The sequence below is a fragment of the Steroidobacteraceae bacterium genome, assembly GCA_041395505.1.
GTDB lineage: Bacteria > Pseudomonadota > Gammaproteobacteria > Steroidobacterales > Steroidobacteraceae > JAWLAG01.
The window spans coordinates 16,111-39,999 of sequence record JAWLAG010000001.1; the positions used below are offsets into that span (position 1 = coordinate 16,111).

At 63.4% G+C, this 23,889-nt stretch carries 21 protein-coding genes; 5 read left to right on the forward strand and 16 right to left on the reverse strand.

The annotated features are described in order from the left end of the window. The first annotated feature begins 23 nt into the window (after nt 1-23). On the forward strand, nt 24-1,250 hold the full coding sequence (locus tag R3E77_00070; protein ID MEZ5497797.1) for a DUF937 domain-containing protein: 1,227 nt from the start codon (nt 24-26) through the stop codon (nt 1,248-1,250). Here the strand turns inward: R3E77_00070 and R3E77_00075 are convergent. Then, a complete protein-coding gene (locus R3E77_00075) occupies nt 1,234-2,409 on the reverse strand; it encodes an FAD-dependent monooxygenase (protein ID MEZ5497798.1) in 1,176 nt (391 codons plus the stop codon). The two genes, R3E77_00070 and R3E77_00075, sit on opposite strands and share 17 nt — an antisense overlap. 90 nt (nt 2,410-2,499) lie before the next feature. Here R3E77_00075 and rimO point away from each other — a divergent pair, with 90 nt between their 5' ends. Then, on the forward strand, nt 2,500-3,918 hold the full coding sequence (gene rimO / locus R3E77_00080; GenBank protein ID MEZ5497799.1) for a 30S ribosomal protein S12 methylthiotransferase RimO: 1,419 nt from the start codon (nt 2,500-2,502) through the stop codon (nt 3,916-3,918). A 24-nt stretch (nt 3,919-3,942) separates the two neighbouring features. On the opposite strand, the gene R3E77_00085 is transcribed toward rimO, so the two are convergent. Both R3E77_00085 and R3E77_00090 read right to left on the reverse strand, forming a co-directional pair. Then, entirely contained in the window at nt 3,943-4,524 is a 582-nt protein-coding gene (locus R3E77_00085) for a hypothetical protein (GenBank protein ID MEZ5497800.1), read from the reverse strand. 23 nt (nt 4,525-4,547) lie between these two features. Beyond that, nucleotides 4,548-4,754: a LysM peptidoglycan-binding domain-containing protein gene (locus R3E77_00090; GenBank protein MEZ5497801.1), complete on the reverse strand. Its 207-nt coding sequence runs from the start codon at nt 4,752-4,754 to the stop codon at nt 4,548-4,550. A 184-nt stretch (nt 4,755-4,938) separates the two neighbouring features. Between R3E77_00090 and R3E77_00095 the strand changes: the two genes are divergently transcribed. Continuing rightward, nucleotides 4,939-5,358 (forward strand): GFA family protein, encoded by a 420-nt coding sequence (locus tag R3E77_00095; GenBank protein MEZ5497802.1) that lies wholly within the window; start codon nt 4,939-4,941, stop codon nt 5,356-5,358. Between the two features lie 17 nt (nt 5,359-5,375). Here R3E77_00095 and R3E77_00100 read toward each other — a convergent pair whose 3' ends face one another. The 13 genes from R3E77_00100 to R3E77_00160 form a co-directional block, all read right to left on the reverse strand. Next, on the reverse strand, nt 5,376-6,920 hold the full coding sequence (locus R3E77_00100; protein ID MEZ5497803.1) for a carboxylesterase family protein: 1,545 nt from the start codon (nt 6,918-6,920) through the stop codon (nt 5,376-5,378). Further along, a complete protein-coding gene (locus R3E77_00105) occupies nt 6,917-8,119 on the reverse strand; it encodes a DUF1864 family protein (GenBank protein MEZ5497804.1) in 1,203 nt (400 codons plus the stop codon). The genes R3E77_00100 and R3E77_00105 overlap by 4 nt, the downstream gene beginning before the upstream one ends. A 54-nt stretch (nt 8,120-8,173) precedes the next feature. After that, on the reverse strand, nt 8,174-10,009 hold the full coding sequence (gene glmS / locus R3E77_00110) for a glutamine--fructose-6-phosphate transaminase (isomerizing) (protein ID MEZ5497805.1): 1,836 nt from the start codon (nt 10,007-10,009) through the stop codon (nt 8,174-8,176). A gap of 184 nt (nt 10,010-10,193) precedes the next feature. Then, complete coding sequence (gene pyrF, locus R3E77_00115) at nt 10,194-10,907, reverse strand: orotidine-5'-phosphate decarboxylase (GenBank protein ID MEZ5497806.1); 714 nt, start codon at nt 10,905-10,907, stop codon at nt 10,194-10,196. A 30-nt stretch (nt 10,908-10,937) separates the two neighbouring features. Next, entirely contained in the window at nt 10,938-12,098 is a 1,161-nt protein-coding gene (locus R3E77_00120; GenBank protein ID MEZ5497807.1) for a deoxyguanosinetriphosphate triphosphohydrolase, read from the reverse strand. After that, complete coding sequence (aroB, locus tag R3E77_00125; protein MEZ5497808.1) at nt 12,095-13,171, reverse strand: 3-dehydroquinate synthase; 1,077 nt, start codon at nt 13,169-13,171, stop codon at nt 12,095-12,097. Before aroB ends, R3E77_00120 begins: the two co-directional genes overlap by 4 nt. Nucleotides 13,172-13,198: 27 nt before the next feature. Then, the gene (locus R3E77_00130; GenBank protein ID MEZ5497809.1) at nt 13,199-13,735 is read right to left on the reverse strand and encodes a shikimate kinase; all 537 of its coding nucleotides are present in this window, start codon (nt 13,733-13,735) and stop codon (nt 13,199-13,201) included. Nucleotides 13,736-13,782: 47 nt separating this feature from the next. Further along, nucleotides 13,783-15,273, reverse strand: a complete 1,491-nt coding sequence (locus tag R3E77_00135) for a hypothetical protein (protein MEZ5497810.1) — start codon at nt 15,271-15,273, stop codon at nt 13,783-13,785. A 133-nt stretch (nt 15,274-15,406) separates the two neighbouring features. Continuing rightward, on the reverse strand, nt 15,407-17,584 hold the full coding sequence (pilQ, locus tag R3E77_00140; GenBank protein MEZ5497811.1) for a type IV pilus secretin PilQ: 2,178 nt from the start codon (nt 17,582-17,584) through the stop codon (nt 15,407-15,409). Between the two features lie 19 nt (nt 17,585-17,603). Beyond that, entirely contained in the window at nt 17,604-18,128 is a 525-nt protein-coding gene (locus R3E77_00145; protein MEZ5497812.1) for a pilus assembly protein PilP, read from the reverse strand. 28 nt (nt 18,129-18,156) lie between these two features. Continuing rightward, entirely contained in the window at nt 18,157-18,816 is a 660-nt protein-coding gene (locus R3E77_00150) for a type 4a pilus biogenesis protein PilO (GenBank protein ID MEZ5497813.1), read from the reverse strand. A 13-nt stretch (nt 18,817-18,829) separates the two neighbouring features. Then, nucleotides 18,830-19,429 carry a PilN domain-containing protein gene (locus tag R3E77_00155; GenBank protein ID MEZ5497814.1) on the reverse strand — a complete coding sequence of 200 codons (600 nt, stop codon included), beginning with the start codon at nt 19,427-19,429 and terminating at the stop codon, nt 18,830-18,832. Between the two features lies 1 nt (nt 19,430). Further along, the gene (locus R3E77_00160) at nt 19,431-20,495 is read right to left on the reverse strand and encodes a pilus assembly protein PilM (protein MEZ5497815.1); all 1,065 of its coding nucleotides are present in this window, start codon (nt 20,493-20,495) and stop codon (nt 19,431-19,433) included. A 206-nt stretch (nt 20,496-20,701) separates the two neighbouring features. Here R3E77_00160 and R3E77_00165 point away from each other — a divergent pair, with 206 nt between their 5' ends. After that, on the forward strand, nt 20,702-23,101 hold the full coding sequence (locus R3E77_00165; protein MEZ5497816.1) for a penicillin-binding protein 1A: 2,400 nt from the start codon (nt 20,702-20,704) through the stop codon (nt 23,099-23,101). A gap of 15 nt (nt 23,102-23,116) precedes the next feature. Further along, nucleotides 23,117-23,740: a hypothetical protein gene (locus R3E77_00170; protein ID MEZ5497817.1), complete on the forward strand. Its 624-nt coding sequence runs from the start codon at nt 23,117-23,119 to the stop codon at nt 23,738-23,740. The last annotated feature ends 149 nt before the right edge of the window (nt 23,741-23,889 follow it).

Consider the following 23,889-nt stretch of genomic DNA (forward strand, 5'->3'; position numbering starts at 1 on the left):
CGCCGTCCGGCGGAAGCTGGCCCATGAACATTTTCGATGCCGTCAAAGCACAGCTGAGCGATCAGGTCGTCGGCGCATTGGCTACCACCATCGGTAGCGACGCGACGAGCACGGGCCGCAGCGCAACTGAAGCGGCGTTGCCCGCGGTGCTCGGCGGACTGGTCAGCAAGTTCGCCGGCTCGAGCGGCGCGGCTGCCCTGTCGGATCTGCTGCGCAATGGTGGATTCGACGGCAGCCTGCTCGACAATCTTGGCGGAGCACTGTCCGGCGGTCGCCAAACCACGCAGCTCATGGATGACGGCAAGGCGCTGACCGACAACATCTTCGGCGCCCGTTCCGACGCAGTGACGGAATTTCTCGGCGGCTTCGCCGGACTTGGCCGGCAAGGTGGCAGCAAGTTGCTGTCGCTGATCATTCCCGTCGTGCTGTCGGCGCTCGGCCGCGAAGTTCGCGCCTCGAATCTTGGCGCAAGCGGCATTGCGGGCATCATCGGCGGGCTTGCCGCTATGCTGCCGCGCATATCCCCTCCCGGCCTCGCCGCCGCGCTCGGTCAGGGTGCCGGCGCAACCGAAGCGCAGGCTGCGACCACGGCTGCATCGGCCGTGGACCGGCGCGCCATCTGGCCCTGGATCATTGTGCCGCTCATTGCATTCGCGCTATTCCTTGTCCTGCGCAAATTCTCACAGGTGCCGGCGCCTGCGGTCGAACCGGCGCCCGCGCCCGGGATCGAAGCACCCGCGCAACCTGCGCCCCAGGAGGAAACGATTGTCCCGCCCGCCGACGAGCTGTCGACAACCCAGGCGGTGGACATCAGCGACCTGACCGCTGGCATGCCTGCCGATTCAGTTGCCTTCGAGCTGGGGCAATATCTCGCGGATCCGTCGAGTGAAGCCGGGCGCAGCTTCGTTCTAGCGGGACTCAATTTCGATAGTGGCACGGCGGTCCTGCAGGCCGGATCCGCTGCAACACTCGATGATGTCGCGCGGATACTCGATCGTTTCGGCGACGTGGAACTATCGCTCAACGGCCACACCGACGCGAGCGGCAACGAATCCGCAAACCAGCGGCTGTCCGAACAACGTGCCAACGCCGTCATGCAGGCGCTGGTCGAGCGCGGTATCGCTGCTTCGCGCATGAGCGCGGCAGGACTGGGCTCGAGTCAGCCCATCGCCTCGAACGATGATGCCGATGGTCGTGCGCGCAACCGGCGCACGGAACTCATCGTGACTGCGCTCAAACCGGCTGGGTGACCGGATTGTAGGCGAACAGTCCGCGGCCTTCGTCGGCCGCCCGGTTGCGCGCGCGCTCCGGGTAGGATTCCGGGTCCGCGGCGTGAAATTCCTTGCCCGCCTTGCGCGACTCACGGACCACATGCGACGCCCGTTCGATGCGCGCGTCCTGGAAACGCTGCAGCGCTTCTTCGGGTGACTCGGCCGCCTGGAAGGCGCGCGCCAGGACCACGCCATCTTCGATGCCAAGCACGGCGCCGTGGCCGAGGAATGGCAGAATCGGATGCGCGGCATCGCCCAGAAGTCCCACGCGGCCACGGTACCAGTGCTCGAAGGGCTCGTGATCGAACATGCCCCATTTGAACAACTGATCCGGCGGTGTGGCCGCCATGAAAGTTAGTACATCGGAATGCCAGCCTTCGAATTCGCGCAGGAGTTCTGCGACCGTCGAATGAATTGACCAGCCTTCGGCCGTCCAGGCCTCGCGCTCGGCAAATGCAACGAAGTTGAGGAGCGTCCCGTTGCGTACCGGGTAGCGATTGACCATGTGGCGCGGTCCGATGAACAAGCCCGAGGGCGGATCGAGTATGTCCGGCGGAACGCGATCCATGGGCACGAGGCCGCGCCAGGCGATATAGCCTGTATACACGGGCGAGCTTTCGCCGAAAAGACAAGTGCGCACGACCGAGCGCGAGCCATCGGCGCCGATGAGAACATCGGCATTGATCGTCTCGCCATCGGCGAATCCGACTTCGACGATGCGCCCGCGTTGTGTGACCGAAACGCAACGCCGATTGACGAGAATAGCCTCGGGATCGTTGGCGCGCACGGCTTCGGCTAGCGCACCGTGCAGGTCGGCACGATGAATAACATAGTAACGCTCGCCGTAGGCATCGAGCAGCGCCTTGCCGCGATTCACCCGCTGCAGTACCCGGCCGTCCTTGTAGTGGCGCACGGCCTGGTCATCGGGCTTGTAGGCCTTTTCCTCGAGCATGGGCTTCAGGCCGAGATAGGTCAGGGCATGGGCGGCGGTTGGGCTCAGCGACAAGCCGGCGCCGACCTCGCCAAGCTCGGGCGCCTGCTCATAAATACGAACCTTGAATCCGGCGCGCTGCAAGCCGAGCGCGGCACTCAATCCGGCTATGCCGGCTCCCAGCAAGGTGACTTCCATCGTTTGCATCAGACCCGCCTAGTTCGACTCGACCCCCGTGACGGGCAGTCTAGGCGGAGCCCACCCCATGACCGTTAGTGTGTGCGGTGCTTCGGTCCAATGAGCGGACAGTCACTGGTGCGCCCGCACGAGGGTCCCGCTACCATGCGCGCCATGCCACAGCGAGCGCCCAGCGTTGGATTCGTCAGCCTTGGATGTCCCAAGGCCCTGGTCGATTCGGAACGCATCATGACGAACCTGCGCCAGCGTGGCTACGCGCTCGCTCCGGATTATTCGCAGGCGGATCTGGTTGTCGTCAATACCTGCGGTTTCATCGATTCGGCGATAGAAGAATCGTTGCAAGCCATCGACGAAGCGTTGAACGAAAGCGGACGCGTGATTGTCACGGGATGCCTCGGTGCCAATGCAAAGCGCATACGTGAGCAATTCCCTGCGGTCCTCGAGATCACCGGACCGCACGCCTATGATGAAGTGACCGCAGCGGTCGACCGGCATCTACCCATGCCGCACGATCCCTACACCGACCTGGTACCGCCGCAGGGTCTCAGGCTTACGCCGAGACATTACGCTTACCTGAAGATTTCGGAAGGCTGCAACAACCGCTGCAGCTTCTGCATTATCCCTGCCCTGCGCGGGCGCCTCACCAGCCGACGAATCGACGACGTCATGAGCGAAGCCGAGACACTCATCGCCGCCGGCGTGCGCGAGCTGCTCGTCATCTCGCAGGACACGAGTGCCTATGGCGCGGATATCCGGTACGCCCAGGGCCGCTGGCGCGACCGGAATTACGACAGCCGGATCGTCGATCTCGCGAAGGCGCTGGGCGAGCTTGGCGTCTGGATACGACTGCACTATGTGTATCCATACCCGCATGTCGATGAGCTTTTGCCGCTGATGTCCGCCGGGCGCATCCTTCCCTACCTGGACATTCCGTTTCAGCACGGCAGCCCTGCGGTACTGAAACGTATGCGACGTCCGGCCCATTCCGAGGACACGCTGCGGCGCATCGCCGACTGGCGGTCGGTTTGCCCGCAGCTCAGCTTGCGCAGCAGTTTCATCGTTGGCTTTCCGGGCGAGACGGATGCCGAATTCGAAGAACTCCTGCAGTGGCTCGAAGCCGCGCAACTCGATCGCGTGGGCTGCTTCCGCTACTCGCCGGTCGATGGTGCAGCCGCCAATGCGCTTGGGGCGCAGGTCGATGCGGACGTGGTCGAGGAGCGATATGCGCTTTTCATGCAGACGGCGCAACGAATCAGTCGCGCGCGCCTCGCCCGGCACATTGGCGAGCGCATCGAGGTACTGGTCGATGCACATGAAGGCGATGACGCATTGGCACGAAGCCGCGGCGATGCGCCGGAAATCGACGGCATCGTTCGCATCGTGGGTGGTGCGAGGCTGCCGGTTGGCGAATTCGCCAACGTCGAAGTGACCGCCGCCGATGACTACGACCTGCTGGCGCGTCCCGCCAGGGCGAATGACAGCAACAAAAAAAGACCCCGGCGCAGGCCGGGGTCGTGATCGAATGACGGTTGTTATTCGCGATTAGCCTGCGGAACTCAAACCAAGCAGCGACATGACTTCCTCGCCCTTGGCCTTGACGGCTTTGGCGCCATCGATGGCGGCAGTGAAATCGCCCGATCCCGCAGCAGCGCTGGCGTCGGCCCACTTCGAATTGATCATCTCGAGCCCGGCCTTGGCGGTATCGAAGGATTCCTTGCTGATATTGGCCGGCAGCCGGCGCGACTGCGACAGGATATCAACGCGGCTCTTGATGGCATCGACCATCATCGGCAGGTTGCTCGAGTAGTCGGTCCAGGTCGCCTCGAGCTCGGCTTTCTTGGCAGCGATGGCATTCTTCAGGCCATCGATAGCCGACGTGGCCGCCGGCGCGGCCTGCAGCACCTTCGCGTACTCGCCTTTTGCGAGCGAGTCCTTGAGCTTGGTGATGGTGTCGTTGACGCCTGCCACCTGGTCCGGAACGTACTTGTTGGCTTCGTCCTGGACGGCAGCGAGAGCCGCCTCGACACCGGCCACGGCCTTGGTGGCGGGTTCTTTCTGACTTGCGCAGGCGCCGATGAGCAGAGCGGCCGTGAACGCCGCAAGCCACGCGGTTTTCTTGAGCATGTTCGATCCCCTGTTAGCGGTGTTTAAGGAATTCTGAGTTTCTGACCCGGCTTGATCCTGTTCGGGTCGGAGAGAATGTCACGATTGGCATCGAAGATTTTCGGGTACAGCATCATGTCGCCATAGTAGTGTTCGGCAATCTTCGACAGCGTGTCGCCCTTCTTGACGACGTGGTACTGCGCGAAAGGATTATCCACCGGCTTGCCGTCCGTGGATTTAGCGTCAACCATGTGGCCTCCTTAGAGCCGCCGCGAAAAGCGGGTAGGCTAGCAGAGTTGACGGCAGGCGGCAGCTGCTGCGGGAAATCGCGCTCCGAGCGACCCGTGGCGACCGAGATGTCGCAGGTCGGATCTCTCGTAATTTATTGTTTTTCAAGGCTATATTCGGCCTGCAACCCTGCCCTGGAGTGATGCCATGAGAATCGACGGCCGTTGCCTTTGCGGATCGGTGACCTATGAGGCCGAAATCGACCCCGCCAAGGTGCTCATCTGCCACTGCAGCGACTGCCAGAACCACTCCGGCAGCGCCTGGCGGGTGGTGGTCGGCGCGCGAGCGGACAGTTTTCGCCTGCTGAGCGGCGAGCTCAGGCACTTTGAAAAGATCGCGGACAGCGGTCGCTTGCGCTCGCGCAGCTTCTGCCCCGTTTGCGGTACGAACATCTACGCCTGCACGCCCGGCGATGACCGCCAGTTCTTCGGGCTGCGTGTCGGCACGGTCAATCAGCGCAAGGCGTTGCGCCCGAGTTCGCAACTGTGGTTGCGTTCCGCGTTGCCATGGTCCTGCAACATCAGCGATCTACCCGGCGTCGAGCGTCAGCTCGATCTGACACGCTAGTACCGCGCCGCCGTCGCCTACCTGTTCCCTGTCGCCAGCAGGTCGGCATAGCGGCGCATTTGCAGCTGCATGCGGCTGGGATAAGGGTCATCCAGGCGGCGCGCCTTCGTATCCAACTGCATCAGCACCGGCCGCTCGAGACGATGGGCGGGCCATTTCGCTGCGCCTGCCAGGCCGGGTTGGCCGCTTTTGGCGAACTGCACCCATATCGCGCGCAGTTGATCCCCCATGCGACGATCGGCAACGCTTGCCGTCTCGCCGCGCCACTCGGTGCCAAAGATCCGCGGCGTCTCGGAACAATGATAGGCGCCTGGATTGCTGCCACGCTGCGCCTCGTTGATGTATGTGTATTCGTAGAGATAGCCGCGTTGGCCAGTGCGAGCCATCTGCGATGTCAGGAAATACGCCGAGGAGAGAAACAGGTTGTCTCCGAAGAAGACGTCCTTGAAATGCTTCTCATCGGCAATCCGGTAGGCCGCTTCCGCTTCGCCACGCGGGATACCTGCCAGAATGGCCACAAGGGGCAGATTGAAAGCCTGGATGAGACTTGCCTCGAAGCTCGCAGCGCCCGACATGAATGGCACAGGTGCCTGTTCGCCGCGCGCAAAGACTCGCGCGGGATCATCGACGATCAACCTGCCGTCGACCACGGGCTGCATGGAGAAATCCTTCCGCGGGTAGGAGATGACCTCGTCCGCGGTCAAGGCACGCAGTTTTGCGGCCGTGTCCCGGTCTTCGGCGATCCCGAAATGCGCGGCGAATTCCCGGCCGTCCTGCAGGAGCGAATCGAAACGACCGACCTTGCGGTCGATGCGCCGCTCCCCTTCCGGCACGACCGATCCGCTCTGCGCGATGGCGCGCTGGAAAAGTCCGCGCGCGCCCGGCGCTGCCATCAGAAAGTCCACCGACACGCCGCCTGCAGAGCAACCGAAAATCGTTACCCGCTCGGCATCGCCACCGAAATCCGCGATGTTCTGTCGGACCCACTGTAGAGCGGCAACCTGGTCCAGCAACGCGTAGTTGCCGCGTGCCTCATCGCCCTGCGATGGGTAGAGCGCGGGATGTGCGAAGCGTCCGAAGCGATCGAGGCGGTAGTTGATCGCTACCAGGACCACGCCGGCACGCGCGAGCGCAGCGCCGTCGAAGGCCGGGTCCATCGCGCTGCCCCAGCGAAAGCTGCCGCCGTGGATCCACACCATCACCGGCAGCGCCGTGCCGCGCTTGGCCGTGGCAGGCGTGAACACATTGAGGTAGAGGCAATCTTCAGAGGTGCCTCGCGGGAATCGCTCGGCGCCGCGCACGAGTTGCTGCGCACATGCCGCGCCCGGCGCGGTCGCGTCGCGGATACCGGGCCAGTTCGGCGCGGATTTCGGCGCGCGCCAACGCAATTCGCCGACTGGTGGCGCTGCAAATGGAATGTTGTAAAACACCCGGGTCGACCCACGGACGGCGCCGCGCAACTGACCTTGTGGCAGCGTGACCACCAGCGATGCCGCAACAGCGGTCTGGATGGCCGTCAGCAGGACAACGGCCAGACAGCGCACGAGGCCAGACGGCGTCATCCGCGCACACTTCCAGCCGCCAGGTCGCAACCAATGCTTGTACGCAATCGCTCGAGGTCCGCGTATCGGCTTGGGATGTCGCTACGATCCGTCGCGGCACGAAGGTCTGCGAGTTTGCGGAGTGATTTCAGCAACACCGGCAAAGGCGGACCGCTCGCGGTCATGTCTTTCTGGTTCGCGAGACCCTTGTTGAGTGCCGGATCCTCGATGAATTTCCTGACCAGTTTCTCATGGTGCTGCAACGCAGCCTTGCCATGGGCCGCGCAGACCTCGAGGAAAAGTCGCGTGTTCCTCTGGTACCACTCGCTCGCCGTGTCCGTACCTGCGTATTCGAGCAGGCTGTCGAGGAGGCTCTTGCGGCGCATGCAGTCGCGCAGCACCAGCTGATCCTCGGGGCGCATGAACAGGAACTTGTCGATAAGCAATTGCGAATAGAACGCTTCGTCCGCGCGGCAAACGCCGAGCAGCAGGTCGATGACATTGATGCCCGCGAAATCGCCGGCATTGGCGCCGCGATACTCGTGCAGACCGACACGATGCGGCTTGTAGTAGGTGCGCACACAGTGAAAGAAGCGCTCCATGTCGAGTTCATCGAACAGCTTGTCGTTGGAGCGATAGACATCCTCGAGCGCATCGCGAGCGGCGATGAGCAGATCGGCCGTGACCGGATGCGACACGCCAAGCGGCAGGACGTGCAGCAACGACTCGGCCGCCCGGATGTAGGCAAGTGCCGCCCGGGTGTTATAGGCGATGAACAATTGCTCGTCGCGCAGCGATGTGAAGGTCTTGAAAACTCCGTTGATCGCAAAGTTGTGCGTTTCGAGGTGCGAGGAGACGAAACGTGGCACCATGCCGATCGATGCGCCGACCTGCATGGCGAGCGCCGAGGCCTCGATGAGCGGCGAGCGCGTCTCGCGCGTTGGTTCGGTGATGAGATGGCGCCGGCAAGCCGCCATGTACAACCCGATATTGCCCATCAGGTTGAAATTCGCCTCGAAGCCCTCGTCGGTGTTGCCTTCTGCCAGCAACGCTACGATGTGATTTCGTCCCGCATCGACCAATCGGCGCTTGAGATCGGTGCCCACCGACTCGATGTCCTCGCGATCATCGAGCGCGAAGTAGAGCTCCTCCAGTTCCGTATTGAGGGCGACGAAGTCGGTTCTGATCCACCCGTCGAATTGGCTGGCCCTTGCGGTCATCACTCACTCCTCGCGTGAATGGAACGCAATGTTAGCCGTGCGGATCCGGTGACGCTATTCGACGGTGACGCTCTTGGCAAGATTGCGCGGCTGGTCGACGTCAGTGCCCTTCAGCACGGCGACATGATAGGCGAGCAACTGCAGCGGAATCGTGTAGACGCAGGGCGCCTGGAAGTAACTGATGTGGCGCGGCATTTCGATCACGGTAACGCCATCGCTCTCTTCGAAGCCGGACTCCGGATCCGCGAATACGATCAGTTCGCCGCCGCGGGCACGCACTTCCATGAGGTTCGATTTGAGTTTCTCGAGCAGATCGTTGTTCGGCGCGACGGTGATGACGGGCATGTCCGCGTCGACGAGTGCCAGCGGCCCGTGTTTCAACTCACCCGCCGGATAGGCTTCGGCATGAATATAGGAAATTTCCTTGAGTTTGAGCGCGCCTTCGAGTGCCACGGGATAGAGCGCGCCGCGACCGAGGAACAGGGCATGGTGTTTTTCGGCAAATCGCTCGGCGAGCTTGTGTATGACCGGATCGAGTGCCAGGGTTTTTTCGATGAGACCGGGCAATTCAACCAGTCGCGTAACGAGGCCGCGTTCGCGTTCGGCATCCGCGCCGTGATGCTTGGCGAGCGCCACCACCAGCATGCCGAGCGCGGTTAGCTGGGTAGTGAACGCCTTGGTCGAGGCGACGCCGATTTCCGGGCCCGCCCGGGTCAGCATCACGAGGTCTGATTCGCGGACCAGGGAGCTCTCGGGTGCGTTGCAGATGGCGAGCGAGGCGAGGTAGCCCGCCTCCTTGGCAAGGCGCAGCGCCGCCAGCGTATCGGCGGTTTCGCCCGATTGCGAGATGGTCACGAACAGCGAGTTCTTCGGCACGACGGCATTGCGGTAGCGGTACTCGCTGGCGATCTCGACCGTGCACGGCAAACGGCAGATCTGTTCGAGGTAATAGCGCGCCACGGCACCCGCGTGGTAGCTGGTGCCGCAGGCGACGATGCGCACGTGCTCGGTGCGCCTCAGGATTTCCGTTGCGGCGGGCCCGAAGGCCGCTTCCAGCAACCGGCCGTTGGCGACGCGCTCGAGCAGCGTGTTCGACACCGCGCGCGGCTGCTCGTGGATTTCCTTGAGCATGAAGTGCCGGTACTGGCCCTTCTCAGCTGCATCCGCGGACAACTCGCTCTCGCGGATTTCGCGTTCGACGGAATTGCCCTCGACGTCCAGTACCTTGATGGCGGTGCGGCGCACCTCGGCAACATCGCCTTCTTCGAGGAACATGAACCGGCGCGTCACCGGCAGCAGCGCAGCAACGTCGGAGGCAACGAAATTCTCGGCGACACCGACGCCGATGACCACCGGGCAACCCTCGCGGGCGAGAATCAGGCGGTCCGGATCGGCTTCACTCACGACCGCAAGCGCATAGGCGCCTTCGAGTTCGGCAACCGTTGCGCGCACGGCTTTGAAGAGATCGCCGACGCGGCCCAGGTGGTAGTGGATGCGATGTGCGATGACTTCCGTGTCGGTCTCGGAGCTGAATTCGTATCCCGCGGCGATAAGCTCGGCGCGCAGCTCGGCATGATTTTCGATGATGCCGTTGTGCACCAGCGCGATGCCGTCCCGGGAAATGTGCGGATGCGCATTGCGTTCGCTCGGCACGCCATGCGTTGCCCAACGCGTGTGTGCGATGCCGAGCTGGCCATGGGTGGGCGAAGCTGCAATGGCGGATTCGAGTTCGCGGACCTTGCCCTGCGTGCGCAGGCGTTTGAGTTTGTCGGTGCCGTTCAGGACGGCAATGCCGGCGGAGTCATAGCCGCGATACTCCAGCCGCTTCAGGCCCTCGATGAGAATCGGAACGATATTGCGCTCTGCAACCGCGCCCACTATGCCGCACATGGCTTCGACGTCCTTCTGGTATCGCCGGCGCCGCCGCACCGGCGGGGCGGGGACACCTGATTTGGCGCGCTAGTTTGCCTCAACGGCGCCCCGTCTGCCGCGCCGGAGCGCGCAATTCGTGACGCCACTCCGGGGTCCTGGTCGGCACCTGGCATGTTATGCTGCAATGCAGCAAAATGCCCGGTCAATCCTTGATGGCGGCCCGGATGCTGGCCTGGATGCCTTCCGCGGCAGCGCGGGGATCGGCCGCATCGCGTATGGGCCGCCCCACGACGATGTAATCGGCGCCGAAATCGAAAGCCTGCTCGACCGAGACGACCCGTTTCTGGTCATCGACAGGACGATTGTCGACCGGCCGGATGCCGGGAGTTACCACGAGCAGCCGCGCATCGATGTATGCGCGCAACTGACGCGCCTCGAGTCCCGAGGAGACGACACCGTCGCAGCCCGCCTCGAGCGCCCGGCGCGCGCGCGAGAGCACCAGCTGCTCGACATCGCAATGAAAACCGAGGTCATCGAGGTCACCGCGATCGAGGCTTGTCAGTACCGTTACCGCGAGGATGCGCACGTCGCCCTTGGCGGCAGCCGCAGCCTCCATGATCGACTGGTTGCCATGCACGGTCGTGAAGTAGACGCCCCGTCCCTGCAGCTGGCGAACGGCTGCGGCGACTGTCGCCGGCACGTCGAAGAACTTGAGGTCCGCGAATATCTTCTTGCCCCGCGCGGCGAGCCAGTCGAGCAGTTGGAAATACTGCCCGCTCATCGCGAGCTCGAGGCCGAGCTTGTAGAAGGTGACGGCCGGTCCGAGCTGCTCGACCAGTTGGCGAGCCGCATCGACATCGGGTACATCGAGGGCGAATATCAGTCGGTCTTCAGGGGCGATGTTCTTGGCTGGCATCGAGCGGCTCTCAAACGGTCAGGAATGATTTCAGATTCGTGCACCGGGCTCGAAGATTCGGCGATGCTCGAGCAGTGCATAACGATCGGTCATGCCGGCGATGTAGTCGGCGACGATCCGCGCCTTGCCTTCATCGCCTTTTGCAGCGGCCGCGGCGAGCGCGGCCGCGCGATGCTCGTCAGGCATCAGCTGCGGCGTTGCCATGAAGACGCCGAACAGCTCCTGCACGACCCGTGCTGCCTTGGAGGTCATGCGCAGCACACGATAGTGCCGGTAGAGATTTTCGCGCAGGAAGCGCTTGAGGGAGCGGTGCTGCTCGGCAATGGTCTCGCTCATCGCCACCAGCTCCGGCAGCCTGCGTACCGCGTCCATGTCCTCGGGCGCGGCATCGTCGATGCGGCGACTGGTCTCCTCGATGACGTCGGTCACCAGTCGATTGATCATGCGGCGGATGACCTCGTGCAGCGCGCGCTTGCCGCCAAGCTCCGGGTAGCGTCGCCTGACCTCCTGGTGTTCGCGCTCGAACAAGGGTTCGGCGGCAAGCGCCGTCACGTCGATGAGGCCAGCGCGCACACCATCGTCGACATCGTGATTGTTGTAGGCGATCGCATCGGCGAGATTGGCCAGCTGCGCTTCGAGGCCGGGTTGCTGTCGATCGAGAAAGCGCTGCCCGACATCACCCAGTTCGCGCGCATTGCGCACCGAACAGTGCTTGAGGATGCCTTCACGGCATTCGAAGGTAAGGTTCAGACCCGGGAAGTCGGCGTACTTTTCCTCGAGCTCGTCGACCACGCGGAGCGATTGCAGGTTGTGCTCGAAGCCGCCGTAGTCGCGCATCGCGTCGTTGAGCGCATCCTGCCCGGCATGGCCGAAAGGTGTATGCCCAAGGTCGTGCGCAAGGCAGATCGCTTCCGTGAGCGGCTCATTGAGGCGCAGTGCGCGCGCGATGGATCGCGCAATCTGCGCCACCTCGAGCGAGTGGGTGATGCGGGTGCGGTAGAGATCACCCTCGTGATTGACGAATACCTGGGTTTTGTAGACGAGGCGACGGAAGGCATTGCTGTGCACGATGCGATCGCGGTCGCGCTGGTATTCGCTGCGATTGTTCGGCGCCTCCTCCGGATAGCGCCGGCCGCGGCTGCGGCTGTCGTGTGCGGCATAGGGCGCGAGGTCGCGTTCCGTCTGGCTCATGCGAAATGAGCGCGCACGGTCGCGCGCAGGGAGGCAGGGGGATAGTCGTCGCTGATGACCGCCTTGCCAATGCGACGCAACAGAATGAGTCGATTGCGACCATTCTTCACTTTCTTGTCGATGCGCATCAACTCGAGTGCGCGGGCAGCACTCACCTCGCGGGCGGCGGTTGGCAATCCGGCCCGCTCCAGCAGATTCACGATGCGCACCGCAGCGGCCGGCGACAGTCCCTGGGTTCGCACCGATAGCGCAGCTGCCATGGCAAGGCCTGCCGCCACGGCTTCACCATGCAACCAGCTGTCATAGCCGGTGGCGGTCTCGATGGCATGACCAAAAGTGTGGCCGAGGTTGAGCAAGGCGCGCTCGCCGGATTCCCGTTCGTCGCGACCGACGATCGCGGCCTTGATTCGGCAGCTGCGCCGGATGGCCGCCATCAATGCTTTTGGGTCGAGCGCCAGGAGCGCATCGAGATTGCGCTCGATCCAGCCGAAGAAATCCGCGTCGGCGATCAAGGCGGACTTGATGACCTCCGCGAGTCCCGCGCGCAATTCCCGGCTCGGCAGCGTGGCCAGGGTGTCGACGTCGGTGATGACCGCGCGAGGTTGATGAAAGGCGCCGATGAGGTTCTTGCCGCCCGGGTGATTGATGGCCGTCTTGCCGCCCACGGACGAATCGACCTGCGAGAGCAGCGTGGTCGGCAGCTGCACGAAGGACACACCGCGCTGGTAGCTCGCGGCCGCGAATCCGGCGATGTCGCCGACCACGCCGCCGCCCAGGGCAATGACACAGGCGTCGCGGCTGAGCCGATTGCTCACCATGACATCGAGAATGCGCAGGTACATCGCGGCGCTCTTGTGCGCTTCGCCGGCCGGCAGGACGATTTCGACGATGCGGCGGCGCCCCAGCGACCGGCACAGCCGGGCCAGGTAGAGCGGCGCGACATGCGTGTCGGTGATGACGGCGAGGTCCTGTTGCGGCACGTGGCGGCGCAGCAGCGCGCGGTCGGCCAGCAATCGCGAGCCGATCAGGATGGGATAGGAGCGGGAACCGAGATCAACGCGCAGTCGTTGCACGACTTGAATTATACGTGAGCGCCGTGGCTACTGCTCTGCGGCGCCGCCGTCGGCATCGCTCGCGCGCAGACGCTCGAATATCGACTGCGCGACGGTTGGCACGCGCCGCCCGTCCGTGGGCACGACGATATGCGCGGTGTCGAGATAAAGCGGCTCGCGCTGTTGCAGAAGTTCGGTCAGTCGTTCCTGGACGGGGCGCCCGGCAACCATGGGTCGGCTGGCGCCGTCGCGAACGCGCCGCGCCTGCTGTTCAACGGAGGTCTGCAGGTAGACGACCATGCCACGCTCGCGAAGGATCGCGCGGGTTGCGGCGCTCATGATCGCGCCTCCGCCGGTGGAGAGCACCGTATGGTCAAGCTGCGAGAGCTCGGCGATCACCGCCGCTTCGCGGACGCGAAATCCGCTCTCACCCTCTTTTTCGAAGATGAAGGGAATATCGACGCCTGTGCGACGCTCGATTTCGGCATCGGAGTCGAGGAACTCCCAGTCGAGCAGGCGCGCGAGACGCTTGCCCACGGCGGATTTTCCAGAGCCCATCGGGCCGATCAGAAAGACGCGTCGCATGAACCCTGATGATAGCGAAATCGCGCGATCGTGCCCGGCGCCGTGGCTCAGCTGCCTGACGGGCGCTGTGTGGTAATGGCTGCCGGTTGGCCCTCGCTGGCCGACTCCAGTTGCCGCAGCAAACGCAGCAGGGACTGGCGTTGTTCGGAATCGCGTGATTTGAGCACGGCCTTTTCGATGTGAAAGCGCGCCTTTCCGAGATTGCCCTGGGCGGCGTAGATCCGGTAGGCGTCTTCGCGCAACAACATCGAACTCGGCAGGATTGCCAGAGCGTCCTCGAGTTGCGCGAGCAGCCCCGCGGGTGCGGAATCGTTCGGATAGGTCAGAGCGAGCGAATGCACGGCTTCGAAATTCGCCGAGTTGACGGCGAGCGCACGTTCATAGAGCCGCCTGGCCTCGAGCGGATGATCGCTCACCAGTTGCGCGTCGCCGCATAGCACCAACGCCTTGTCATCAGCAGCAGATTGTTCCGCGAGCGTCACGCAGCGGGCGAGCCAGGGCACTGCCGGCGATCGGGAGCCATCGGTTTTGACGGCCAGCCAGGCCTCGAGCGCAACGCGTCGGGGCGGGAGTTCCGGCGAGTCGGCGGGTAATGGCTTGCCCAGTAGCGCCGCAGCTGTCTCCAGGCTCTCTTGCCCACCGCGACGTGCCAGCATGAGCGCGAGTTCGTACTTCGCTTGCTCGTCGGACAGAGTCTGCAGTTCGACCGCGGCCTCCGGGGGGCGCGATTTCAAAGTCAGATAGGGCTTTGAACGGCGGTCACTATAGGATTTGAGGTTTCTCTCGAGCTGATCGAAGGTTGATCCCGGAAAGACCTGCTCGAGCGCTTCGCCGACCGACAGACCTGCGTCCTCGAGCGCCAGCAAATGGCTGAGTCGGCCAAGCAGTTCGGGTTGAGCAATGGTTGCGTAGTGCATGAGCAACCACGATTGCGCGACAATGGCATCCGAATAGCCGTCCCAGACATCGCCGTTGCTGGGCCGCACTGCAGCGAAGACTTCGCGCATGGGTCGCCAGACCTGTATCTGCAGACTCTCCCAACGCAACCTGTTCGGCAGTCCAACCAGCACCTTTCCGTTCAGCATCTGGGTGGTGGCAAACAGTTCCGCTGTACCTTCATCGTACCAGTAGGGGAGAGCGCTATCGCTTGCAAGGTGTAGATAGAAATGGGTCAACTCATGCTGCGCCACGAATTGCCGCGAAACAGATTTCGATCGATCAATGAACGCATCGGCCGAGAACTCGCCGCGTCTGACGAACCCCATGAAGGTGCGCGACCGGGTCCCAAAGCGATCGAAATAATTCGGCGTCAAAACAAAGATGGTTGGCCGGATTGGCGCAGGCTTGACCAAAGTGGGCTGGGTCTGGCCGAGCGCATACCGGTAGACGTGGATGCTTTCGGCAATCTTCCGGGTCTCGTCGGAAGTACCGTTGCTTACGATGCGGAAATCATCCAGATCGACGAGGTACCAGCTTTCCGCGGCCGGCAGCAGGGACGGAACGAACAGCAGTAGAAGTGTCAGCCAGCGAAGAGGCACGTCCTGCACCTGATTTCGGCCTCGAGACAAAGCCAAAACTATCGCAGCTTGTCATTGCCGACAAGCTGCGATGACTGAGGACAGCGCTGGATGAGGTGCCGCCCGGCCGGATCAGGCCGGGCAGCACCGCGTCTTAGTAGACGTTGACACCTTCACGCAGGATCTTCGGAGTTACGAAGATCAACAACTCGTCCTTGTTGTTGGTGTCCTGCGTGGTCTTGAACAGGCGACCGAGCACGGGGATGTCGCCGAGGTAGGGTACCTTCGTCGAGGTATCCCGCCTTTCGGTTTCTAGAATGCCGCCGAGCACAACAGTCTGGCCGTCGTTGACCAGCACCTGGGTCGTGATCTCGCGCGTGTCGATCGAAGGCACGTTCACGCCGCCCGAAGCCACGACCACCTGACCGACGCTGTCTTTCTTGACATTGAGGTCGAGGATGATGCGGTTGTCCGGCGTGATCTGCGGGGTGACCTTGAGCGAGAGCACGGCCTTCTTGAAGGAGATCGTGGTGGCGCCGCTCGACGCCGATTCCTGATACGGAATCTCCACACCCTGCTCGATGCTCGCCTCTTTCTGGTTCGCGGTGATGACGCGCGGCGAGGAAATGATTTCGCCACGGCCCTCGGATTCGGCCGCCGAGAGCTCGAGGTCGACCACGTAGTCGGAGCCGAGCACCATGAACGCGAGTCGTCCAGCCGGATTCGAGACCGGCAGGTTCACGTTGTAGCGGTTCGTGGCGCCGGCACCGGTCGGAATTTCGATTGGATAGGGCGAGGTGCCACCATTGTTCTGCAGGTTGTCGAGTGCCGAGGCGAGGCCGACGTCGGTTGCCTCCAGCGAGCCCGAGGTCTGGATGATGCCATCCGAGCCATTGTCATGGATCGCGGTTACGCCGGCGCGCACGCCGAGTTCACGCTCGAAGTCGTCGTTGACGATGACGATGCGCGCTTCGATGAGCACCTGTCGCACCGGAATGTCGAGGTTGCCGACCAGGCGGCGTATATCGGCGAGTTTCTCGGCCGTATCCTGCAGCAGCAGCGTATTGGTGCGCTCATCGACCGCCACGTTGCCGCGGCCCGACAGGAGCGATCCACCCTGCGACTTGATGAGGTCGGCGAGATCCTGCGCCTTGGCGTAGTTCACCTGCAGGTATTCGAAGCGCAGCGGCGCGAGTTCCTCGATGTCCTTCTTGGCGGCGAGGTCGGCTTTCTCGCGTGTTGCGAGCTCGTCGGCCGGCGCCACGATGATGACATTGTCCTGCTTGCGCTTGTCGAGACCCTTGGTGCGCAGCACGATGTCGAGCGCCTGGTCCCAGGGAACGTTCTGCAGGCGCAGCGTGACGCTGCCGGAGACCGAATCGCTCACTACGATGTTCTGGCCGCTCGTGTCGGCGAGCAGCTGCAGCACGGCGCGGGTCTCGATGTCCTGGAAGTTGAGCGTCAGCCGCTCGCCCGTGTATTGCGGCTTGTCCTCGTCACGCAGATCAGCCTTGCGGGCGGGCTGGATCTCGACGACGTACTGATCGTCGGATTGATAAGCAAGTTGCTCGTAATCGCCGGTGGCGTTGATGACGATGCGCGCATCGCTGCCGACGCGCATCACATCGAAACCGCTCACGGGGGTTGCGAAATCCATGGCGTCGTAGCGGCGTACGAGGCTCGAGGCGACCTCCGCTCCGGCGAAGTCGAGTACGACCTGATTGCCGAGCTGACGCAGGTTGATCGGCGTGCGCGGATCGGTCAGGTTGACGACCACGCGGCCGGCGCCGCCGGTGCCGCGACGGAAATCGATGCTCTTGATGGCGCGCGGACCACTCGGTGCCGCCACGCGTCCACCCGACGACTGCGCGGTGCTGACGCCGGCGGCCGAACCGCCACCATCCTGCACGCTCGTGCCGATGGTCATGACGATGTCATTGCCATTGACGACCGTCTTGTAATTCATCATGTGATCGAGGTTGAGCACCAGGCGCGTGCGGCCTGCCGCTTCGGCGGCGAGTATGCTGTCGACGCCCGCGGAGCTCACGTCGATACGTCGCGAGGGCAACGCCAGCGCGGTATCGGCGAGATCCATGGAGATGCGCGCCGGGTTGTCGATGGTGAAGGTCAACGGCTCGGGCGCGGCAGCGGCCAGATGCAAGGTCACCTGCACCTGCTGGCCCGGCAGCGTCTGCACGTCGACGGACTCCAGTTTGTTGGTTGGATCCGCGGCGGGCGCCGGCATTGCTGCGAAAAGCGCCAGCAAAAACGCGGCCACGAGCCACTGGCTGAGGCTCGGTGTAAGGTTGGCGACGCTGATTCGTTTGCTCACGATGATCTCCCTGCCGAAACTAGTTGCTCAGAGCGAGCGACGCGGGTCGCTCCATGTATCCACCGAGCCCATCCGGCACGATTTCTACCAAACTGATTTGCGATGACTGGATCTGGGTGACACGGCCATCGGCCTGTCCCATGTAATTGCCCGGCAATACGCGATGCACGAGGCCGTCCTTGGTCTGCACCAGGCCGAAGTTGCGGCCGCCCAGGTTGAGCGTGCCGACCATCCGCAATGTGTCGAGCGAAAATTGTTCGAGGAATTCGCGATTGCGCTTGGAATCCGGGCGCAGGCCCTGGTTGGCGCTGTTGCCACCGGAACCACCGGGCACGAAGGGCGAGCGCATGAATTGCACCGCGTAGGCAAAGCTCTCGTAGGGCTTGACCTCGGGTAATGGCTCGACGCGACCACCCGGCGACTGTTTGGTCGTGGCGATGAACTGGTCGAGCTCGGAGTCGCGGCTGGAACAACCGGCCAGCGCCGCGAGCGCGCCAGTCAGCACGATCGCCGCGGCCAATTTTGGATGAATCGACTGGAACATCTTGCGCACCTGTGCCTGCCTTGCCCGCTCAACCCTGCGGCCGGCGCACGGCCGACTGCTGCTTCTGGCGCTCCGCTTCGGCGGTCGCGATTTCTTCTTCGTCCAGGTAACGATAGGTCTTGGCGGTCAGATCCAGCGTCAGCTGGTCGTATACGTCCTTGGAGTCGGGTTTGATCTCGATGTTGTGCAGCGTGACGATGCGCGGCAGCGCCGCGATGCCGCTGACGAAAGCGCCGAAGTTGTGATAGCTCCCCGTGAGCGTGATCTTGATCGGCAGTTCCGCGTAGAAGTCCTTGCGCTCTTCGGCGCCCGGCTGGAAGAGTTTTTCGTCGAGCCCCGCGGCCAGACCGGTCTGCGAGATGTCAACCAGGAGGTTGGGCACCTCGGTGCGGCCCGGGAGCTGGCGCAGCAAGGCACCGAAGGAGCGCTCGATGTCGGCCAGCTGCTGCTGGTAGACCTCGAGGTTGACCGCCTTGCTGTGCTTGGCCTGGAAGGTTGCGCGCAACTGCTCTTCTTCGCCGCGCCGTTGCTCGAGTTCGGGTTTCTGGTTGTTCCAGACGATGACGTAGAACAGGATGATCGACAGCAGCACGAAGGTGGTCGCTACGGCGCCGATGCGTATGGGCAGCGGCCAACGGCCCGGGTCGCTGGGATCGAGGGAGCGCAGTTCTTCGATGACGTTCTTCATGATTGCTCCGCCCTCAGCGCGCCGCGCTGGCGACGCGCGTGGCTGTCTGGCTGGCGTCCCCGCTGTCGTCCTGCACCGTCGAGACCTGCTCCGCGTAGAGCGTGAAAGTCGAGCCCAGCAATTCGCCCTTCTTGGTGGCGACCACCTCGAGCTCGGGGTTCTTGAGCCACTCGCTGCCGTCGATGGCGCGCATGAAGGCTGACACGCGCGTGCTCGACTGGGCGACACCGGTGATCTTCAGCCGCTTGTCGGTCTGCTTGATTTCGGTGAGGAACACGCCGTCGGGCAGCGTCTTGACCAGCTGGTCGAACAGATGCACGACTTCGGGGCGCGAGCGCTGCAGCTTCTCGATGATCTGCATGCGATCGATGAATTTCTTTTTCTGCTGCTCGAGGTCGTTGATCTTCTCGATCTGTTTGTCGAGCTCGGCAATTTCCATCTTGAGGCGATCGTTGCGCGACTCCTGGCTCGAAATCATCGAACTGAACGCGCCGTAGGAGGCGAGCGTGACGACGCCGGCAGCCACTGCGGCGCCGCCCAGCGCCACCAGGAACTGCATTTTTCGTTCGCGCCGTTGCTCCTCGCGCCACGGCAGTAGGTTTATGCGAGGCATGTCAGTCGAAGCTCCTTAGCGCGAGTCCACAGGCCGTCAGCAGTGCCGTGGCGTCGCGCTGCACGGCCTGGGCCTTGGAGCGCGACGAGAGTTTCATCTGGCCGAGCGGATCGCCCTTCTCGGCGGCGATACCGACGCGGCTCGCGATCACATCGCCAACGCCTGGGATGTTCGCGCAACCGCCGCAGACCAGGATCTTCTCCGGCTGCTCGCGGCCCGAACCCGAGGCGAGGTAGAACTGCAGCGAGCGGCTGACCTGCTGGGTCATGTCGTCGATGAAAGGATCGAGTACTTCGGACTGATAGTTACCCGGCAGGCCGCCTTCTTTCTTGGCGCGGCCCGCTTCTTCCATGGACAGTCCGTAGGTGCGCATGATCTCTTCGGTGAGCTGCTGGCCGCCGAAGGGAAAATCACGCGTATAGATGACGCGAAGATTGCGCAGCACGCTGAAGGTGGTGCTGCTCGCGCCGAAGTCAACGACCGCCACGGTGCGATCGATGCCGCCGTCGGGCATCTGGTGGGTCATGAGTTTGCAGGCGTTCTCGAGGGCGAAGGCCTCGACATCGACCACGCGCGCGTTGAGACCCGCTGCCTTGACCGCGGCCTGGCGCTGATCGACGTTCTCGGTGCGCGTTGCCACCAGCAACACGTCGTTGGTGTCTGCGTCTTTCTCGGACGGCCCGAGGACTTCGAAATCGTAGCTGACTTCGTCCATCGGGAAGGGGATGTACTGATCGGCCTGCATCTCGACCTGGGCTTCGAGCTCGGCATCGCGCAGGTTGCGCGACATCTGGATGACCTTGGTGATGGCCGCATCGCCGCTGATGGCGATGGCGACTTCGGTGGCGCGCGCGCCGGCGCGCTTCGCGGCGCGGCGTATTGCCTCGCCGACTGCTTCGGCATCGACGATGGCCTTTTCGTTCATGGCATTCAGCGGGGTGGGTTCTGCAGCATAGGACTCGACGCGATACTGACCGCCGGCCATCGCCAGCTCGATCAGTTTCACCGACGACGTGGTGATATCGAGACCCAGCATGGGACGGTACTTACGTGCGAATAGGAACATTAATTATCCTTTGCTTTTCAGTAAGATACGCCCAAAAGCCGCAATTGCATGCAACCACTCGGCCAACTATATATCAGTGCACGGTTAAATTGAACGTGAGAACTCTCACGATTCACAACGAATCTGTAATTTGCCCGACCGATGCCACAAACGGACGGTACTATGCATAGCGGCTCTGGGGCCTGCAAGCTCATGAAAGTGGTTCTGTGAAACGCCGATACATTTGGCTTTTCAGCGGCCTGGCTGCGGGTGTGATCTGCATCACAGTCGCGGTCCTGTATGCGCTGATCTGCGCCTATCTTTATGTCGCACCGAACCTCCCGACGGTCGAGGCGATGCGCAATACCGAGTTCCAGGTGCCACTGCGCGTCTACGCAAGAAGCGGCCAGCTGATCGCGCAGATCGGCGAGCAGCGGCGCATTCCCGTCAGTGCCGCGGAGATTCCCGATCTGGTGCGCAAGGCGTTCATTGCGGCCGAGGACGACCGTTTCTTCAAGCACAGCGGCATCGACTACCTGGGTGTGCTGCGCGCGGCGCTGGTCAACCTCGTCTCGGGTTCCAAGACGCAGGGCGCGAGCACGATCACCATGCAGACTGCGCGCAACATGTTCCTGACGCTCGATCGCACCTACAGTCGCAAGCTCCAGGAAGTGTTCCTCACGTATCGCATGGAGCACGAGTTCACCAAGGACGAAATCCTCTCGCTCTACCTCAATGTCATTTTCTTCGGCCAGAGAAGTTACGGCGTGGCTGCCGCCGCCGACGCCTACTTCGGCAAACCGCTCGACAAGCTGAGCGTCGCCGAAGTTGCGACCCTCGCCGGGCTCCCGCAGGCGCCGTCGCGATTCAATCCGATCACCAATCCCGAAGGCGCCGGTGCGCGGCGCGCCTATGTGCTGCGCCGCATGCGCGAACTGGGTTACATCGATGCCGAAACCGCAGAGGCGGCAAGCGCCGAGCCTGTCAAGGTAAGAGCCGGCGCCCGCAGCTTCGATGTCGAGGCACCCTATGTCGCCGAGCTCGCGCGCCTCGAGCTGGTGCGTCGCTTCGGCGCCGCCGCGCAGAACGAAGGCTACAAGGTCGTCACGACCATCGACAGCCGCCTGCAGGCGGCCGCCAACCGCGCCGTTCGCCTCGGGCTCCTCGAATACGACCGCCGCCATGGCTGGCGCGGCCCGGTGAGCCAGGTGAGTATCGAGGCGAGCGCGACACCGGCGGGTTTCGAGGAATTGCTGGCGGAGTTCCCGCAGGTGGGCATGCTGCGGCCGGCGCTGGTTACGGCGGTCGCTGGCCAGACCGCCAAGCTGTTCGTCAAGGACCTCGGCCGGCGTTCGCTCGAGTGGGAGGCCATTTCATGGGCCCGGCCTGCAGTCGGTGAGGTTGGCGTCGGCCCCGAACCCCGGAGTGCGGCCGATGTCCTCGGGGTCGGCGACGTGGTCTATGTGGTGGCGAGCGACAATGCCCGTGTTGGCGCCGAACTCGTACAGGTGCCGGAAGCGGAAGCGGCACTGGTGTCACTCGATCCGCGCGATGGCGCCGTCGCAGCCATGGTGGGCGGCTTCGATTATTTCGACAAGGCGCAGGGCAAGTTCAATCGTGCCACCCAGGCCGAACGCCAGCCGGGTTCCTCGTTCAAGCCCTTCCTGTATTCGGCGGCGCTCGAGGACGGCTTTACGCCCGCGAGCATCATCATGGATGCGCCGGTGGTGATGGAGGGCGACAATCTCGAAGAGGATTGGCGACCCGTCAATTCCGGTGGCCAGTTCTATGGCCCGACGCGATTGCGCGAAGCGCTCGTGCGCTCGCGCAACCTGGTCTCGATCCGCATCCTGCGTGATCTCGGCATTCCGGCTGCGATCGATCACGCCACGCAATTCGGTTTCGTGCGCAGTACCCTGCCCAACAACCTGACGCTCGCGCTCGGCACGGTGCAGATCACGCCGATCAACCTGGCGGCACGCTTCGCCACCTTCGCCAACGGCGGTTATCGAGTCGACCCCTATTACATCGACCGCATCATCGCGCCCGATGGCAAGACGGTCTGGCAGGCCGAACCGCGCATGGTTTGTCCCGATTGCGAGTTCCTGCCCGAGAAGCAGCGCGCCGAACGCGCGATCAGTGCCGCCAATGCCTGGCTGATGGACGACATGATGCGTGACGTCGTGCGCCGCGGCACCGGTCGGCGTGCCATGGCGCTTGGGCGCAATGACGTCGCCGGCAAGACCGGCACGACCAACGAGGCCAAGGACACCTGGTTCAATGGTTTCACTCCGGATGTCGTCACGTCGGTGTGGGTCGGCTATGACCAGGCGCGGCCACTCGGCGCGGGCGAGGAAGGCAGCCGTACGGCGTTGCCGATCTGGATCGAGTACATGCGGGAGGCGTTGCGCAACCTCCCGCAGCACTGGCCGGACATGCCGGGAGGCCTGGTGCGACTGCGCATCTCGCCATCGACGGGTGCGCCAGCGTCGGAGGACGACCCCGATGCCATCGTGGAGACCTTCCTCGAAGGGCATCTGCCGAATGGCGAGCAGCCGGTGGAAGGTATGCCGCAAAGCACCGTCGGCAGTGGCAACGATGGCGGCTCGGGTGAACCCATTTTCTGATCGACGGACCGGCGCATGGTGAAGCAGCTATCGCCCCGCAGCGCAAATCTCAAGCGGGCGCTTGCCCAGGAAGCGGCACGCATCATGATCGAGCATGGCATCGCGGACTTCCTGACCGCCAAGCGCAAGGCTGCGGAGCGTTTCGGTGTCAGCGACCAGGGCGCATTGCCCAAGAACCGCGAAATCGAGCTCGCACTCGCCGAGCACCAACGCCTGTTCGGTGCCGCCGAGCACGAACGCCAACTGCGGCACAAACGCGATACGGCGGCAACGGTGATGCGGCTCCTCGAATCCTATCAGCCGCGGCTGGTCGGCGCGGTGCTCGCCGGTACGGCGAGTGCCCACTCGGTCATCGAGCTGCACCTGTTCGCCGAGCGCGCGGAACTCGTCTCGATCGCGCTGCTCGATGCAGACATTGAATATGAAGTCGTGACCCGCAGGATCCGCATGGGCGGGGATCATCAGGCCGAGGTTCCGGCGCTGCGCTTCGGGTTCGATGACGAGGAATTCCTCGCGCTGGTGTTTCCGGTCGACGGGCTACGCCAGGCGCCATTGAGCGCAGTGGACGGCCGCCCGATGCGGCGCGCAGGTGAAGCCGAAGTCACGGCCTTGCTCGCCGCGGCGCCGGCCGCGCTGTGAGCAACGCGCAAGCTGATGAGTGGGCCTGCGCGTTTTGGCCTATTTCCAGGATCGTGCGCGCCAGGGATGGATTTACGGCGGTCCTGGAAATAGACCGAAACGTGCAGGCCCGCGCATTATTGCGCGGGCGGTCGCCGCGAGAATCGCGG

What these genes read in the sequence shown, in the direction of transcription:
- R3E77_00120 (MEZ5497807.1), bottom strand. Translation starts at nt 12,098, where the DNA reads ATGAGCCAGACGGAACGCGACCTCGCGCCCTATGCCGCACACGACAGC.
- R3E77_00090 (MEZ5497801.1), bottom strand. Translation starts at nt 4,754, where the DNA reads ATGGTTGACGCTAAATCCACGGACGGCAAGCCGGTGGATAATCCTTTC.
- glmS (MEZ5497805.1), bottom strand. Translation starts at nt 10,009, where the DNA reads ATGTGCGGCATAGTGGGCGCGGTTGCAGAGCGCAATATCGTTCCGATT.
- R3E77_00160 (MEZ5497815.1), bottom strand. Translation starts at nt 20,495, where the DNA reads ATGTTCCTATTCGCACGTAAGTACCGTCCCATGCTGGGTCTCGATATC.
- R3E77_00155 (MEZ5497814.1), bottom strand. Translation starts at nt 19,429, where the DNA reads ATGCCTCGCATAAACCTACTGCCGTGGCGCGAGGAGCAACGGCGCGAA.
- R3E77_00075 (MEZ5497798.1), bottom strand. Translation starts at nt 2,409, where the DNA reads ATGCAAACGATGGAAGTCACCTTGCTGGGAGCCGGCATAGCCGGATTG.
- pyrF (MEZ5497806.1), bottom strand. Translation starts at nt 10,907, where the DNA reads ATGCCAGCCAAGAACATCGCCCCTGAAGACCGACTGATATTCGCCCTC.
- R3E77_00095 (MEZ5497802.1), top strand. Translation starts at nt 4,939, where the DNA reads ATGAGAATCGACGGCCGTTGCCTTTGCGGATCGGTGACCTATGAGGCC.
- R3E77_00100 (MEZ5497803.1), bottom strand. Translation starts at nt 6,920, where the DNA reads ATGACGCCGTCTGGCCTCGTGCGCTGTCTGGCCGTTGTCCTGCTGACG.
- R3E77_00170 (MEZ5497817.1), top strand. Translation starts at nt 23,117, where the DNA reads ATGGTGAAGCAGCTATCGCCCCGCAGCGCAAATCTCAAGCGGGCGCTT.
- R3E77_00150 (MEZ5497813.1), bottom strand. Translation starts at nt 18,816, where the DNA reads ATGAAGAACGTCATCGAAGAACTGCGCTCCCTCGATCCCAGCGACCCG.
- R3E77_00085 (MEZ5497800.1), bottom strand. Translation starts at nt 4,524, where the DNA reads ATGCTCAAGAAAACCGCGTGGCTTGCGGCGTTCACGGCCGCTCTGCTC.
- R3E77_00070 (MEZ5497797.1), top strand. Translation starts at nt 24, where the DNA reads ATGAACATTTTCGATGCCGTCAAAGCACAGCTGAGCGATCAGGTCGTC.
- R3E77_00145 (MEZ5497812.1), bottom strand. Translation starts at nt 18,128, where the DNA reads ATGTTCCAGTCGATTCATCCAAAATTGGCCGCGGCGATCGTGCTGACT.
- R3E77_00130 (MEZ5497809.1), bottom strand. Translation starts at nt 13,735, where the DNA reads ATGCGACGCGTCTTTCTGATCGGCCCGATGGGCTCTGGAAAATCCGCC.
- rimO (MEZ5497799.1), top strand. Translation starts at nt 2,500, where the DNA reads ATGAGCGGACAGTCACTGGTGCGCCCGCACGAGGGTCCCGCTACCATG.
- R3E77_00105 (MEZ5497804.1), bottom strand. Translation starts at nt 8,119, where the DNA reads ATGACCGCAAGGGCCAGCCAATTCGACGGGTGGATCAGAACCGACTTC.